Genomic DNA, 15,385 nt, shown 5'->3' with positions numbered 1-15,385 from the left:
TATGGAAAATTTAGTAATTATAGATGGAAATTTTTGGTTGTTTAGTTGTTATTATGCAACAGCTGCCATGGGAAATTTGATGGTCAATAAGGATGGTGTACCAACAAATGCAGTTTATGGTTTTGCTAATCGTTTAGAACATTTATTAAAAAAAGAACCTGAATGTGTTGTGGTAGCATTTGACGCAAAAGGAAAAACTTTTAGAAGTGAGTTATTAGAAGAATATAAAGGAACAAGAAAACCTACACCTGAAGAATTGATTTGTCAGTTTTCAATGGTAAGAGAATATTTAACAGCACATCATATTCCCTTTATTGAATTAGAGGGTTATGAAGGTGATGATATTATTGGTACATTAGCTAAAAAGGCTAATGATCGTGGGATTTCTGTTTCTATCATGACAAATGATAAAGATATGATGCAACTTATCAATGATAAAACATATCAATACAAAAAGCCTCAAAAAACAAATGAATATGAAGTAATTACACCAGAAAGTTTTTATGAAAAATATCAATTGAAGCCTGAACAAATGAAAGATTTGTTAGGATTGATGGGTGATAGTGCGGATAATATTCCCGGTATTCCCGGAATTGGTGAAAAGACTGCCTTAAAGTTATTACATCAATATGAATCAATTGAGAACTTAAAAGATCACATGGATGAATTAAAAGGAAAAATGGGGGAAAAAGTAAGAGAAAACATAGAATTAGGACTTGTTTCTAAGAAGATTGCTACTATTGTTACAGATGCACCCATTGATCTAGATTTAGAAAATTGGCGTTATCAAGGCTATGATTATGATGAATTAGCATCTTTTTATCGTCGTTATGATATGAATTCATTACTTAAAAGAATGTCTGTTAAAGAAGAAAAAGTTGAAGAAGTCAAATTTGAAATAGTAGAACATCTACCATGTATTACAAGACCAACAAGTTTAGTTGTTGGGGTTTATGATACAAATTATCATAAATCACCTATTATGGGATTTGGTATCTATAATGAAGAAGAAGCTTATTTTATTTCTTTAGAAAATGCAATGAATTGTCAAGAATTTAAACATTATCTTCAAGATGAATCGTTAGAAAAATATGGATTTGATATAAAGAAATGTATTAATGCATGCCGTTGGCATGGTTTACAAGTTAAGGGGTTTGTTTTTGATTTACAGCTTGCTTCTTATATTTTAAATCCAGCTTTAAAAGAAGAAATGAAATATGTATGTGATTATTATCAATATCATGATGTTGAATATGATGAAGTCGTTTATGGTAAAGGTGCTAAAAAACATGTTCCTGAAGAAAATGTATTAGCAGCTCATCTTGTCAAACAAGCAAAAGCTATTTTTACTTTAAAAGATCAAGTATGTGAAAGGTTAATGAAAGAAAATCAATATGATTTATATAAAGATGTTGAATTACCGGTTACTTATATTTTAGCGGATATGGAATATCAAGGGGCAAAGGTTGATTTAAATGTATTAAAATCTTTACAAACTGATTTTTCAAAACAAATAAAGGCTTTAGAAAAGGAAATTTATTTATTAGCACATAAAGAATTTAATATTGCTTCACCAAAACAATTAGGAGAAGTCTTATTTGAAGATTTGGGTTTACCTAACGGTAAAAAAACAAAAACAGGATATTCTACTTCTGTAGATGTTTTAAATAAATTAAAAGAAGTGCATCCTATCATTAATAAAGTCTTAGCTTATCGTACGTTAACTAAACTTTATTCAACCTATATTGTTGGTTTACAAGAACAAGTTTTTATTGATCAAAAGATTCATACTATCTATAATCAAGCATTAACGCAAACAGGTCGTTTATCTTCTACAGATCCTAATTTGCAAAATATTCCTGTAAAAAATGAAGAAGGAAAAATGATTAGGAGAGCCTTTGTGCCTGAATATGATTATTTACTTTCGTTTGATTATTCTCAAATTGAACTTAGAGTATTAGCTCACTTAGCAGGGGTAAAAAGTCTTATACAAGCCTTTAATGAAGACAAAGATATTCATCGTCATACAGCAAGTGTTGTTTTTGGAGTAAGTGAAGAAGATGTTACTTCAAAAATGAGAAGAGATGCTAAGGCGGTTAATTTTGGAATCATCTATGGAATGAGTGATTTTGGTTTAGCTGAACAAATAGGAGTGAGTGTTAAAGAAGCAAAAGCATTTATTGAAAAGTATTTCCATACTTATCCTGAAATTAAGGAATACATGGATCATAATATTGAATTAGCTAAAGAGAATGGCTATGTTTCAACTATTTTAAATCGTAAACGTTATATTCCTGAAATAAAAGAAAGGAATCGTATAAGACAAGAGTTTGGTAAAAGACTAGCAATGAATTCACCAATTCAAGGATCAGCAGCAGATATTATTAAACTTGCTATGATTAAAGTAGACCAAGAATTAAAAAGACGAAAAATGAAGTCAAAGATGATACTTCAAGTACATGATGAATTGATATTTGATGTTTATAAAGAGGAATTAGAAGATATGATAGATATTGTTAAAAGAGGAATGGAACATGCCTTTGCAATGAGTGTAGAATTAAAAGCGGAAGGAAATTACGCAAGTAATTGGCAGGATTTAAAATAATGCCAGAATTACCTGAAGTTGAAACAGTAAAGAGAACATTAAAACCACTTATTGTAAATAAAACAATTAAAGCAATAGATATTTATTATGATCGTATTATTGAAGATGATCAAAAATTATTTTGTCAAAAGGTCATCAATCAAACAATCAGGGACATTGATCGTTATGGCAAGTATTTAATTTTTAAATTAGATGATGTTGCTTTTATTTCTCATTTAAGAATGGAAGGAAAGTACCGTTATTGTTTAAGCGATGAAGAAATATCAAAACATGATCATGTTGTATTTAAACTAGATGATGGCCATGACCTTCGCTATAACGATACAAGAAAATTTGGGAGAATGAAGTTGGTTTCTTTGCAACATTATTTAGAACAGGCACCTTTGAATAAACTAGGACCAGAACCATTTTTTATTGATGAAGAGAAACTTTACCAACAACTTAAAAAGAATAATCAGCCTATTAAGCATGTCTTATTAGATCAATCTGTTATTTGTGGTATTGGCAATATCTATGCAAATGAAATATGCTTTGCAATGAAGATAAGCCCTTATGCTAAAGCTTGCCAGCTTACCAAAAAAAGAGTCCATGAATTAAAAGAAGTATCAATTTCAATTTTAAATAGAGCAATTGAACAGGGTGGTACAACGATTCATTCTTTTAGTGCTAATGGAATAGACGGTTTATTTCAAGTTCAATTACAAGTTCATGGACAAAAAGTATGTAAAGAGTGTGGTCATAAAATAGTAAAAGAAATGTTGAAAGGAAGAGGAACATATTATTGTCCTCATTGTCAAAAGGCTAAAAAATGATGAAAGTAATAGGAATTACAGGAAGTATTGCTTGTGGTAAAAGCACAGTAACAGATTATTTATTAAAATTGGGATATCAAGTTGTAGATAGTGATAAAATTTCTAGAGAAGCATTGACTAAAGATTTAGATTGTATTTTTCAAGTTGAACAATTATTTGATTGTGTTGAAAATGGAAAAGTTGATCGAAAAAAATTGGGGCGCATTATTTTTCATGATGAAAAAGCAAAAAAACAGTTAGAAGGAATTATTCATCCTTATGTCATTAAAAAATTGAAACAGGCTATTCAATCGTGTCAAGATAGTGTTATCTTTTTAGATATTCCATTATTATATGAAAGTCATTTAGAATATCTATGTGATGAAATAATGGTTGTTTACTTGAGTGAAGAAAAGCAGTTAGAACGTTTAATGAAACGAGATCATATAGATCAAGATTACGCTCGTGTTATTATGAATAATCAAATAAGTATTGAAGAAAAAAAGAAAAGAGCGCAAATTATTATTGATAATAATGGAACAATTGATCAATTATATGATCAGTTAAATCAATTTGTGAAAGGATTAAGAAAATGAATGAAATCATGATGGTTGACATATATCAAATTAGATCAAGTTATTCGCTTGATGAAATTTGTTTAAAATCTTTGTATCAACTTTATCAGCCAATAGTTGGGCATCAGGCGATTACTTTATATATTACCATGTGGTCTGAATTATCATGGTTGACATTAACAAAAAGTCCAGCTCTAATTTCACGACTTACTAAATTAGCCGATTTATCCATTCAATCATTAAACCAACAAGTATGTAAATTGGAAGCTATTGGGTTAATGAATACATATGTAAGGACGAATCCTGGAAGAAGATATTTGTTTGATTTAAAATATCCTTTAACACCACAACAGTTTTTTCAACATCAAGTATTGAATAGTTTGCTTAAACAAAAATTAGGACAAGAAGATTATCAAAAAACATTCATGAATTTTAGAACTTTTGATGTAAATAAAGAAGAATATCAAGAAATTACTCATAGTTTTAGTGATGTTTTTGATGTTTATCTAGGACAAGAAGAAGGACTTATTGATAAAAATGTTTATAGTAAAAAAGTCAATCATATAGAAGATGAGTATGATTTAACCCTTTTCTATCAAGGACTAGAAAACTTACAAATATCTAAAAAAATGATAAATCAAAATGATGAAGTATTAATTAAGCAATTAGGAATGATGTATCGTATTAATGCTTTAGATATGCAAACTTTAGTTAAAGAAGCCATGGATGATGACAAACTCAACCAACAACTATTAAAACAAAAATGTCAAGAATACTATGATTTAAAAATGCCAGAAAAATACCAAGAAATTTATCATCGTCAGCCTATATCTAAAATGTCTTCAACAGGATCAACAGGTATTGATCAACATATTCACTACCTTGAAAGTATTACGCCTTATCAGTTATTAAAAGATAAACAAGGTGGAAAAGAACCGTTAAAAAGAGATTTAACTATTGTTGAATCAATTCTTACATCATTGCAATTAGAACCAGGAGTGATTAATGCATTAATTGAATTAACATTGTCGCAATGTGATAATATGCTTTCTCGTAATTTTATGGAAGCACAAGGATCAAGATGGAAACGAAAACATATTGAAACTGTAAAGGATGCTATTCAAGAAGGAAAAGAATATATTCATTATCGTAAAGAATTAAAGAGTCATAGTGATGGATTTTATGTTGATAATGAAGATGAAGTTAAAGAAGATGATACGAATACAAACCATGAAATTGATGAAGATGTATTAAAGATGCTATCACAATTTGATTAGGAGGAACAATATGAAAAGTATTCAAGAATTTGGATTATTTAGTGAAAATGATACAATTTTAAAACGTAAAGAAAAAAGTATAGATAATTTAATGAAAGATCAAGATATTATAGAGGTTCTTTCACGCCTTCATTTAAAAAGAGAAGATATTGAAGAAAATTGGATTGAATTTTTAGATTATCAAGAAGATTTAAAGAAATGTAAGTTATGCAAAGGAATAAAAGATTGTACAAAAGTATCTATTGGTATGAAGCAAAATATGGAACTTGGAGAATCAGGTCAAATTCTTATTTCTTTATCACCATGCCGTTTTGGTAGTCAAATTCTTGAAAATCAAAGAATCTTAAGTCATATCTTATTAAAAAACGTAAGTGAAGAATTATTGTTGACAACTTCTTCTAAAATTAAAGATGTAGCAACCCAAGATCCGCAACCAACAAAGATCATCATGAATTATATTCAAAATCCACAATCAACAGGGCTTTATATATACGGTAGACCAGGAAGTGGTAAATCAAGTTTGGCAGGCTTTATTATTCGTAACTTAGCCAAGAAAGAAAAACGATGTGGATTCATTCATTTTCCAACTTTTTTAATGGATTTAAAGAATTCATTTGGTGAAGAAGGGAATAATGAAACCATAGAGTTACTTAAAAATTTAGATTATTTGGTTATTGATGATATTGGTGGGGAAAATGTAACAAACTGGTCTCGTGATGAAATTTTAAGTTCTACATTAGCTTATCGAAATCAAAATAATAAGGTTACATTCTTTACCAGTCAGTATTCAATTAGTCAATTAAAGAGTCTTTATATGTTGAAACAAGGAGATAAATTAAGAGTAGAAAGATTGCTTGATAGAATGAAAGCGGTTAGCCAAGAAATTGTGCTAAAAGGAAGCGATTTAAGATAGAAAAAAGATAAAATATTGTTGTTAATATCATTGTATTTGTGATAAAATGGCAAAGGAATGAAACACATAAAAATAGGAGTGCGATATTATGGTTAAATGTATAGGTGTTTTAACTTCTGGAGGAGATGCTCCAGGAATGAATGCAGCTGTAAGAGCTGTAGCAAGAACTTGTTTAAATAAAGGAATTGAAGTTTATGGTGTTAAGTTAGGATATAAAGGTTTACATGATGGTGAATTTATTAAATTTGATCGTCATAGTACACGTAATATCATTAACTTAGGGGGAACAATTTTAAAATCTGCTCGTTTCCCAGAATTTAAAGATCCTGAAGTTAGAAAAGAAGCTATCGAAAAAATGAAAGAAGTTGGTATGGAAGCTTTAGTCGTTATCGGTGGTGATGGAAGTTATAATGGAGCTTTAAAATTAACTGAAATGGGTGTTAACTGTATTGGTATTCCAGGAACAATTGATAATGATATTCCTGATACTGATTATACAATTGGATTTGATACAGCATTAAATACAATTGTAGATGCATTAGATCGTTTAAGAGATACTTCTAGTTCACATCAAAGATGTACTATCTTAGAAGTTATGGGACGTCGTTGTGGTGATTTAGCAATTAATGCAGGTATTGCTGATGGTGCAGAAATGATTATCACAAGTGAAATCGGATTTGATGAAGAAAAAGTAATCGAAAGATTAAAAGCATCAAAAGCATCAGATAAAAAACACGCTATTGTTGTTATTACTGAACATATTACAGATGTTCATGAATTAGCTAAAAAAGTAGAAGCTGAAACTGGATTCGAAACTCGTGCAAATGTTTTAGGACATATGCAAAGAGGTGGTAGACCATCAGCAAGAGATAGAGTGCTTGCTTCAAGAATGGGTGTTTATGCAGTTGAATTACTTGAAGCTGGTAAAGGTGGTTTATGTGTTAGTGAAGTACATGGTGAAATTAAAGGATTAAAAATCACTGATGTATTAGGACATAAACGTGAAACTGATTTTGGTATTTACGAAGATGCAATGAAACTTCGTTAATATAAATTAAATTGTAAGGTGAGGATATTAGGATGGTATTAGAAAGAGAAAGAAAAAAGAAAACACGCGTTGTTTGTACAATTGGTCCTGCTTCTGAAAATGAAGAAATGTTAAGAAAATTAATCTTAGCTGGGATGAATGTAATGAGATTAAATTTCTCTCATGGTGATTTTGAAGAACATGGTGGAAGAATTAAAACTCTTAGAAAATTAAACAAAGAATTAAATAAAAATGTAGCAATTTTATTAGATACTAAAGGACCTGAAATTAGAACTGGTGATTTTGTTGGTGGAAAAACTGAATTCAAAAAAGGTCAAGTTTCTACTATTTGTGTTGAAGATATTGAAGGTACAAGTGATAGATTCACAATTACATACAAAGAATTATACAAAGATGTTAAACCTGGTGGTTTCATCTTAGTTAATGATGGTCAAGTAGAATTATTAGTTGATCACGTTGAAGGTACTGATATCGTATGTGTGGCAGCTAATGATGGTGTTGTTAAAAATAAACGTGGAATTAACGTTCCAGGTATTAAATTAGGATTTGATTATTTATCAGAAAAAGATATCGGAGATATCACATTTGGATGTGAACAAGGTGTTAACTTCATCGCTGCTTCATTCTGTAGACGTGCTCAAGATGTTTTAGATGTTAAAAAATTATTAATCCAAAATGGTCGTCCAGAAATTCAAATCATCGCTAAAATTGAAAATAGCGAAGGTGTAGAAAACATGGATGAAATCTTAAAAGTTGCTGATGGTATCATGGTAGCTCGTGGTGACTTAGGTGTAGAAGTTCCTGCTGAAGATGTACCATTAATCCAAAAAGAATTAATCAAAAAATGTCGTGCTGCTGGAAAAGTTGTTATTACTGCAACTCAAATGTTAGATAGTATGCAAGAAAACCCAAGACCAACACGTGCTGAAGTTTCTGACGTTGCTAATGCAATCTATGATGGAACTGATGCAATCATGTTATCTGGTGAATCTGCTCAAGGTAAATATCCTGAAGAAGCAGTTATGACTATGACTAAAATTGCTTTAAAAACTGAAGGAACTTTAGATTATGCTTCTTTACAAAGAAGAGCTATTAGAACTGCTCCTCAAGATCAAAGCGAAGCAATCTGTATGTCAGTAGCTGAAATTGCTTATAAATTTGATGTTGCTGCTATCGTAGCATTCACTGACTCAGGATTCACAGCTAGAAAAATGTCTAGATATCGTCCTCAATCAATGATTATCGCTGCTACTCCAAATGAAAACACTACAAAAGCATTAGCTTTAAACTGGGGTGTTAAAACTGTTTTATGTAAACAAATGGATACAAGAGCAGCTATGGTTGAATATGCACAAGTTATCGCTAAAGAAAACTTTGTTCAACCTGGTGAACAAATCTTAGTAACTGGTGGTACTCCAGGTGTTGCTGGAACTACTTCTTACTTAGAATTAGTAACTGTAAAATAATGATGATTTTCAAACTGGAAGCGATGCTTCCAGTTTTTTTGTCGATAAAATGAGTTTGCTATTACAAAGGGTTTGTGTATAATTTTAAATGGTGATATAAATGAATAAAAAATCTCGTATGAATTTAATTGTTTCTTTAATCTGTACTTGTTTGGTAGTATGTTCACTTTATTTTATGTATGATGTTTTTTCATTTCATACTTATGGTGATATTCAATCATTCGATTATGTCTTATCATTAAATAATGATCAAATTAAATTAAATGGTTTAGAGGTATTTAATGATAATAAAATATTAAAAATGAGTGACTATTCACTTTCTTTAGAAAATTTAATGTTAAAAGAGCAACAAAATTATCAAGTTATTATTTCTTTAAATGATATAAAAAATAAAGCGAGTCATCAAATCATCAATCAGTTTACTTATTCTAATGGACAATCAAAAATACGTTTTCAACAACAATCTTTACAATTTGATATAACAGATCTTTCAAAGGCATATATTCAAATAAAATGTGATCAAGAAATGGTTTATCAACACGCATTGAATTTAATTCCTACAAAAAAATTATTAGGATCGAACAAAGAATATCGACTTGTACAATCATGTGTAGCACCTTATGATATGAAACTAGGTTATCTTACAACAACCAATAAAGATATTATTAAACAATACCCTTGTGTATCTTTAGAATATCGTTATTTAAAAAATGAAAAGAAATCCAAGGATAATGATAACAACTATATTGTTTTTAAAAAGATAAGTGGATTATCAAAAGACATTATTAATAATAAAAAATATCAGTATTATCATCAGGATAAGGAATTAGGTCGTTTAGATCAAAAAGATTTAAGTGTAGTTGTTATTTTTTCTAAAGATAATGGAAAGACGTTTGTCTTTAAAATTGATTTATCTTTGGAGGCAGGTGAATAAAATGAATGAACATATTTCAAAGTTAAAAAAAGATTTTATTGTTTTATATTTAGCTAGAAATGGTATTATGACATTTATTATTACATTATTGTCTATGTCCTATGATTTATGTCTTTATTATCAAATATCTTTTATAAATGGAATAGAGAAGATTTTTTCTAATAGTATTTTTACTTGGCTCTATTTTATGCTTATATGGGTTTTTAATTATCTAATCTTTGAAATCTATAAAATTATCAGTGATGCTTATAGAAATAAGATCTGTATAAGTTTTAAGATTAAAGATCATCATTACTCATTTTATTTATCTATTATTATCATGATAGGATTAATTTTAATTGTCGTGATGAGTCCGTTGGTTAGATTGTTTAAAGTTGATTTAATTAGTATGTTTGTTTTTATGATTTTAAGATCTTTTAAAGAAATGATAAAAAATAGACCCTAAGAGTCTATTTTAATAATTGAGATAATTGCATTAAGAAAGGTTCTTTTTGATCTAAAGATTTATAATACTCTTCAAAAAGAACACCTAAACCTGGTAAAATGGTTTCTTCTTTAGAGGCAATACCTTCTTCAATGATATCCTTTAATTCATTACTAGGACAATCATGTAATTTAGTTAGTAAAGCTTTTCTCATATCCATAATATCACTCCTGTCATATTATGGACCAAAAAGGAGTGAGTATACAAAGAATGGAAGAAAGAAAAATAAAAATAGGGAATAGAATAACGAGTTATTTTATTCAATATAAAAAAATAAAAAATTGTTATTTAAAAGTTGAACAAGGTCAAATTGTAGTTCATGCTCCTCAAATGATGAATATTGACCAAATAGAAGCACTTATTATTCAAAATCAAGATAAATTATTAAAAAGAATGGATCAATATTTTTGTAAAGCAGATTATGTTGATCAAGGATATGTCTATCTTTTTAATCAAAAATATCGTATTCTTTTAAAAGACGTAGGAATAAAAAAATGTGCTATTCATGGATTGGATTTATATGTATATCATCGTGATATTGAAAAAACTGTTACATTATTTTTAAAGGAGCAATTAATGGATTACTTAGTTAGAAAGATACAAGCATATTTGTTAAATGATTTTCCATTAAATAAAGTAGATATAACTCTTAGAAAGATGAAATCTAGATGGGGAGCTTGTTTTTACAAAAAAAATAAGATTTGTTTTAATAGTGTACTTGTCCATGTTGATAAGAAGTTAATTGATTATGTTATCGTTCATGAATTATGTCATTTTATTGAACCTAATCATTCAAAAGAATTTTACTTAGAAATAGAAAAAAGAATGCCTGATTATAAACAAAGAGAAAAAAGGTTAGCGGAGGTAGGAATATGATTACATCAGTAAATAATAAAATCATTAAAGATTTAATGAAATTAAAACAAAAGAAATATCGTCAAGATTATTATTTGGTAGAGTCGAAGCATTTGGTGGATGAAGCGATAAAAAAAGGTGTAGCTGATCTAATTATTTCTACCAAACCAGTGGAAACAGATATGGACTCAATTGAAGTTTCTAAGGAAGTTATGGAAAAATTAGCATTTACAAAAACACCACAATCAATTATGGCAAGATGTAAAAAAATAGAAAATGAAGAAATGATTGAAGGTAGTCGTTATTTGATTTTAGATAGCTTACAAGATCCAGGTAATGTAGGAACATTAATTCGTACAGCTTTAGCCTTTGGTATTGACCAAGTTATTTTATCTCATCAAAGTGTGGATATTTATAATGATAAAGTGTTACGTTCTATGCAAGGGGCTCATTTCCATTTATCATGTATTTATCGCGATTTAAAAGAAATAATTCCTTTATTACAAGAAAAAGGTGTTACTGTAGTGGGAAGTGCTTTAGAAAATGGAAAAGATATTCATTTATTAGAAAAAAAAGAAAAAATGGCTTTTGTATTAGGAAATGAAGGTAATGGGATGTCACAAGAAATTATTGATATTTGTGATGTAATTGGTTATATTCCAATTGATACGATTGAATCCTTAAATGTAGCGATAGCAGGAAGCATTATGATGTATCATTTTAAATAAATGATTGTCAAAGTGAATGAAACACGTTATAATATCAAAGTATATAACACGTTGATAAGGACTAGTAAATAGTGTAGTTATGTTAGAGAGAAAGATGTTTGGTGGAAGTCTTTTGATAATGAACTATTGAATTCACCTTGGAGTGCGACCAATCATCGCCGGAGAGACTACGTTACAGTGAATTAAGAGCATAACATAATGTTATGAATTAGGATGGTACCGCGATTAAATCGTTCCTAAATGGAACGATTTTTTATATTTTAGGAGGGAATAAAGTGGAAAAGGAATTATTAAAAATTAAAGATGAAGCACTAGAAAAGATTTCTTCATGTACAATTTTAAAAGACTTAAATGATGTTCGTGTTTTATATTTAGGTAAAAAGGGTCCAATTCAAGAAGCTATGAAAGCAATGAAAGATATGGCTAGTGAAGAAAGAAAGAAATTTGGACAAACAAGTAACTTAGTAAAACAAGAATTATCTAAAGCTGTAGAAGAAAAAAAAGCAGCTTTAGAAAAACAAGCAATTATAAATAAAATTAATAGTGAAAGTATTGATATTACTTTACCTAGTTATAAACTAGATCAAGGATCATTACATCCTTTATCAGTTATTGTAAGTGAATTAGAAGATTTATTTATTGGAATGGGATATCAAATTGCTGAAGGTCCTGAAGTAGAAACAGATTATTTTAACTTTGAATTAATGAATTTACCTAAAGGACATCCAGCAAGAGATATGCAAGATACTTTCTACATTGATGAAAATACTTTAATGCGTACTCATACTTCTCCAGTACAAGCACATACTTTATTAAAAGCAGAAGGAAAAGGTCCAATTAAAGTTATTTGTCCAGGTAAAACTTACCGTCGTGATGATGATGATGCAACACATTCACATCAATTTATGCAGTGTGAAGGACTTGTTGTTGATAAAAATATTACAATGGCAGATTTAAAAGGAACATTAGAAGTATTTGCTAGAAAGTTCTTTGGAGAAAAACGTGAAATTAGATTACGTCCATCTTATTTCCCATTTACTGAACCATCAGTAGAAGTAGATATTTCATGTCATCATTGTGGAGGAAAAGGATGTCCAATGTGTAAACATACTGGATGGATTGAAATTTTAGGTGCAGGAATGGTTAACCCTAAAGTTTTAGATATGTGTGGCTTTGATAGTAAAGTCTATCAAGGATTTGCTTTTGGTATCGGTATTGAACGTGTTGCTATGTTAAAATACGGTATTGATAATATTCGTGATTTCTATAATGATGATATTCGATTCTTAAGTCAATTTGGTAGAAAGGAGTAAGAAGATGGATATTAGTTTAAATGTATTAAATAGATATGTAAAAGTTGATGATCAAGATCCAAAAGATCTTGCAGATAAAGTGACTTCAATTGGATTAGAAGTAGAGGGAATGCATGCATTAGCTCGAGGTAATAATATGACAATCGGTTTTGTTAAAGAATGTGTCCCTCATCCAGACAGCGACCATTTAAATGTTTGTCAAGTTGAAGTAAGACCTGGCGAAATGAGTCAAATCGTTTGTGGAGCACCTAATGTTGCAGCCGGACAAAAAGTCATTGTTGCTAACCCTGGTTGTGATTTAGGAGAAGGATTTGTTATTAAAAAGAGTAAAATTCGTGGTGTTGAATCAAATGGGATGATTTGTTCAATTGCTGAACTTGGATTAGATGCTCGTTTGTTATCTCCAGAAGATAAAGATGGTATTCATGTATTAGATGAAAATGCGCCTGTAGGTGAAGATCCACTTTCTTATATTGGTTTAAAAGATACAATTTTAGAAATTGGTTTAACTCCTAATCGTGCTGATTGTATGGCTATGACTTCATTTGCTTATGAAGTTGGGGCTGTGTTACATCGTGATGTAACATTACCTGAAATTACAACTAAAGGAATTGAAGGTAGTGGCATTGAGGTTAAAGTGGAAACAGATTTATGTCCATTCTTTGGTGCTAAATTAGTTAAAGGAGTAACAACTAAAGAATCTCCTAAATGGTTAAAAAATGCTTTAATTGCAAGTGGTATTAAACCAATCAATAATATTGTTGATATTTCTAACTTTGTTATGTTGGAAACAGGACAACCTATTCATATGTATGATTATGATAAATTAGGTAAAAAAGAATTTGTAATTAAAACAGGATTTGATCAAAAAGAAGTGATGTTAGATGGTTTAGAATATAAAGTAGAACCTCAAGATATTATTGTTTCTACTGATCAAGGCATTGGTTGTATTGCTGGTGTGATGGGAGCAGAAAGAACAAAAATTGATGAAAATACTAAAAATATTGTTATTGAAGTGGCAACATTTGATGGACCATCTTTACGTGAAACAGCAAGACGTTTAAATTTATTAACTGATGCTTCTCAACATTATATTAAAGGAGCCTTAAATACAGCGAATTCATTACAAATTCTTGAAAGATGTGCAAATTTATTAGAAGAACTAGCTGATGCTCAAGAAATCTATCAAAGTGTGACAACACCATTAAATATTGAAGATAAATACGTTGAAGTTTCAACATATCAAGTTAATCATTTATTAGGGACAAATATACAAAGTGAACAAATTAAAGAAATCTTTGATGCATTAAAATTCTCATATGAATTTAATGATGATACATTTACTGTAAAAGTTCCTACATATCGTAATGATATAACAATGGCTGCAGATTTAATTGAAGAAGTGGCACGTATTTATGGATATGACAACATTCCATCATCTCTTCCAGAGATGTCGATGACAACTGGTAAAAGAACAGATACTCAAGCAAAGAAACATACAATAAAGAATGTACTTAAAGATTTAGGTTTACATGAAACATTAACTTACTCTTTAACTTCACCATCAATGGTTGATGATTTTAATTTATTCCATACAGGAGAAACAGTAAAATTAGCCATGCCTCTAGGTGAAGAAAGAAGTGTAACAAGAAAATCAATTATTGGTTCATTATTACAAGTTATTAATTATAATCAATCAAGAAATATTAAAGATGTTAATATTTTTGAATTATCTACAACTTACTCAAAAGATTGTGAATTACAAAATCTTGCTATTGCATGTACTGGTGAATATCAAGGCTTGGCTTATCGTCAAATTTCATATCAAGCAGATTATTATTTATTAAAAGGATTTGTAGAAACAATCTTTAAAAATATTGGTATCGAAGAATCAAGATATCGTTTAGAAAGAGTAGAAAGTGATCATCCATGTTACCATCCTGGACGTAGTGCTTATATTGTTATTAATAAAGAAATTGTCGGTATTATTGGTAATATTCATCCATTAATGGAAAAGAAATATGGAGTGAAAAATGTCTATGTTGCTGAATTAAATTTATCAGCGATTTTAGGATTAAAAACAGGTAAAGTTAAATTTACTGCTATTCCACAATATCCTTCAGTATCAAGAGATATTGCGTTAGTTATGGCTAAAGACGTACCTGCTCAAGATGTTTGTCGTAAAATTGTTCAAGCTAGTAAACAATTAGTCAAAGAAACAAAAATCTTTGATATTTATGAAGGTGAACATATTGCTAAAGGTAAAAAATCTGTTGCAATTAATTTAGTTTTCCAAGATCCAAAGAAGACACTTGATGAAAAAACAGTTAATGAAGCAATGGAAAGAATTTTAGCTGCTGTAGAAAAAGAATTTGATGCTCATTTAAGAGGATAAA

Annotated in this window: 14 protein-coding genes and 1 other annotated feature; of the genes, 13 read left to right on the top strand and 1 reads right to left on the bottom strand. The window is 29.4% G+C overall.

Translation table 11 applies throughout. The features are described from left to right. The first annotated feature begins 1 nt into the window (after window position 1). From polA to DWZ53_RS06690, 9 genes are all read left to right on the top strand, one after another. Window positions 2-2,605 (top strand): DNA polymerase I, encoded by a 2,604-nt coding sequence (gene polA / locus DWZ53_RS06730; protein ID WP_118432928.1) that lies wholly within the window; start codon window positions 2-4, stop codon window positions 2,603-2,605. Then, window positions 2,605-3,417, top strand: a complete 813-nt coding sequence (gene mutM, locus DWZ53_RS06725; RefSeq protein WP_118432927.1) for a DNA-formamidopyrimidine glycosylase — start codon at window positions 2,605-2,607, stop codon at window positions 3,415-3,417. Before polA ends, mutM begins: the two co-directional genes overlap by 1 nt. After that, window positions 3,414-3,992, top strand: coding sequence for a dephospho-CoA kinase (coaE, locus tag DWZ53_RS06720; RefSeq protein WP_233541858.1), 579 nt, complete (start codon window positions 3,414-3,416; stop codon window positions 3,990-3,992). The genes mutM and coaE overlap by 4 nt, the downstream gene beginning before the upstream one ends. Continuing rightward, a complete protein-coding gene (locus tag DWZ53_RS06715) occupies window positions 3,989-5,248 on the top strand; it encodes a DnaD domain protein (protein WP_118432926.1) in 1,260 nt (419 codons plus the stop codon). The genes coaE and DWZ53_RS06715 overlap by 4 nt, the downstream gene beginning before the upstream one ends. Window positions 5,249-5,258: 10 nt before the next feature. Beyond that, the gene (locus tag DWZ53_RS06710; RefSeq protein WP_118432925.1) at window positions 5,259-6,161 is read left to right on the top strand and encodes a DnaA/Hda family protein; all 903 of its coding nucleotides are present in this window, start codon (window positions 5,259-5,261) and stop codon (window positions 6,159-6,161) included. 88 nt (window positions 6,162-6,249) lie between these two features. Continuing rightward, a complete protein-coding gene (pfkA, locus tag DWZ53_RS06705; protein WP_118432924.1) occupies window positions 6,250-7,209 on the top strand; it encodes a 6-phosphofructokinase in 960 nt (319 codons plus the stop codon). A 32-nt stretch (window positions 7,210-7,241) separates the two neighbouring features. Continuing rightward, on the top strand, window positions 7,242-8,675 hold the full coding sequence (gene pyk / locus DWZ53_RS06700; RefSeq protein ID WP_118432923.1) for a pyruvate kinase: 1,434 nt from the start codon (window positions 7,242-7,244) through the stop codon (window positions 8,673-8,675). Between the two features lie 100 nt (window positions 8,676-8,775). Continuing rightward, the gene (locus DWZ53_RS06695) at window positions 8,776-9,609 is read left to right on the top strand and encodes a hypothetical protein (protein ID WP_118432922.1); all 834 of its coding nucleotides are present in this window, start codon (window positions 8,776-8,778) and stop codon (window positions 9,607-9,609) included. Window position 9,610: 1 nt separating this feature from the next. Beyond that, window positions 9,611-10,054, top strand: a complete 444-nt coding sequence (locus DWZ53_RS06690) for a hypothetical protein (protein ID WP_118432921.1) — start codon at window positions 9,611-9,613, stop codon at window positions 10,052-10,054. Between the two features lie 4 nt (window positions 10,055-10,058). Here DWZ53_RS06690 and sspI read toward each other — a convergent pair whose 3' ends face one another. Next, the gene (gene sspI / locus DWZ53_RS06685; RefSeq protein WP_118432920.1) at window positions 10,059-10,253 is read right to left on the bottom strand and encodes a small acid-soluble spore protein SspI; all 195 of its coding nucleotides are present in this window, start codon (window positions 10,251-10,253) and stop codon (window positions 10,059-10,061) included. A 50-nt stretch (window positions 10,254-10,303) separates the two neighbouring features. On the opposite strand from sspI, the gene DWZ53_RS06680 reads away from it, so the two are divergent. The 4 genes from DWZ53_RS06680 to pheT all read left to right on the top strand — a co-directional run bounded on the left by DWZ53_RS06680 (window position 10,304) and on the right by pheT (window position 15,384). Then, a complete protein-coding gene (locus DWZ53_RS06680; protein ID WP_118432919.1) occupies window positions 10,304-10,969 on the top strand; it encodes a M48 family metallopeptidase in 666 nt (221 codons plus the stop codon). Next, window positions 10,966-11,676, top strand: coding sequence for an RNA methyltransferase (locus DWZ53_RS06675; RefSeq protein ID WP_118432918.1), 711 nt, complete (start codon window positions 10,966-10,968; stop codon window positions 11,674-11,676). Before DWZ53_RS06680 ends, DWZ53_RS06675 begins: the two co-directional genes overlap by 4 nt. Window positions 11,677-11,718: 42 nt before the next feature. After that, window positions 11,719-11,917: a binding site (T-box leader), on the top strand. 34 nt (window positions 11,918-11,951) lie between these two features. After that, a complete protein-coding gene (gene pheS / locus DWZ53_RS06670; RefSeq protein WP_118432917.1) occupies window positions 11,952-12,989 on the top strand; it encodes a phenylalanine--tRNA ligase subunit alpha in 1,038 nt (345 codons plus the stop codon). Window positions 12,990-12,993: 4 nt separating this feature from the next. After that, window positions 12,994-15,384 carry a phenylalanine--tRNA ligase subunit beta gene (gene pheT / locus DWZ53_RS06665; RefSeq protein ID WP_118432916.1) on the top strand — a complete coding sequence of 797 codons (2,391 nt, stop codon included), beginning with the start codon at window positions 12,994-12,996 and terminating at the stop codon, window positions 15,382-15,384. Window position 15,385 lies beyond the last annotated feature (1 nt).

Source organism: Coprobacillus sp. AF33-1AC (genome assembly GCF_003475785.1).
Taxonomy (GTDB): Bacteria; Bacillota_I; Bacilli_A; order Erysipelotrichales; family Coprobacillaceae; genus Faecalibacillus.
The sequence above is the reverse complement of the archived record's forward strand: the minus strand, read 5'-3'. Positions and strand labels throughout refer to the sequence as shown.

Excerpts from the sequence above, each read along its gene's own strand:
- polA (WP_118432928.1), top strand. The coding sequence starts at position 2 with ATGGAAAATTTAGTAATTATAGATGGAAATTTTTGGTTGTTTAGTTGT.
- mutM (WP_118432927.1), top strand. The coding sequence starts at position 2,605 with ATGCCAGAATTACCTGAAGTTGAAACAGTAAAGAGAACATTAAAACCA.
- coaE (WP_233541858.1), top strand. The coding sequence starts at position 3,414 with ATGATGAAAGTAATAGGAATTACAGGAAGTATTGCTTGTGGTAAAAGC.
- DWZ53_RS06715 (WP_118432926.1), top strand. The coding sequence starts at position 3,989 with ATGAATGAAATCATGATGGTTGACATATATCAAATTAGATCAAGTTAT.
- DWZ53_RS06710 (WP_118432925.1), top strand. The coding sequence starts at position 5,259 with ATGAAAAGTATTCAAGAATTTGGATTATTTAGTGAAAATGATACAATT.
- pfkA (WP_118432924.1), top strand. The coding sequence starts at position 6,250 with ATGGTTAAATGTATAGGTGTTTTAACTTCTGGAGGAGATGCTCCAGGA.
- pyk (WP_118432923.1), top strand. The coding sequence starts at position 7,242 with ATGGTATTAGAAAGAGAAAGAAAAAAGAAAACACGCGTTGTTTGTACA.
- DWZ53_RS06695 (WP_118432922.1), top strand. The coding sequence starts at position 8,776 with ATGAATAAAAAATCTCGTATGAATTTAATTGTTTCTTTAATCTGTACT.
- DWZ53_RS06690 (WP_118432921.1), top strand. The coding sequence starts at position 9,611 with ATGAATGAACATATTTCAAAGTTAAAAAAAGATTTTATTGTTTTATAT.
- sspI (WP_118432920.1), bottom strand. The coding sequence starts at position 10,253 with ATGGATATGAGAAAAGCTTTACTAACTAAATTACATGATTGTCCTAGT.
- DWZ53_RS06680 (WP_118432919.1), top strand. The coding sequence starts at position 10,304 with ATGGAAGAAAGAAAAATAAAAATAGGGAATAGAATAACGAGTTATTTT.
- DWZ53_RS06675 (WP_118432918.1), top strand. The coding sequence starts at position 10,966 with ATGATTACATCAGTAAATAATAAAATCATTAAAGATTTAATGAAATTA.
- pheT (WP_118432916.1), top strand. The coding sequence starts at position 12,994 with ATGGATATTAGTTTAAATGTATTAAATAGATATGTAAAAGTTGATGAT.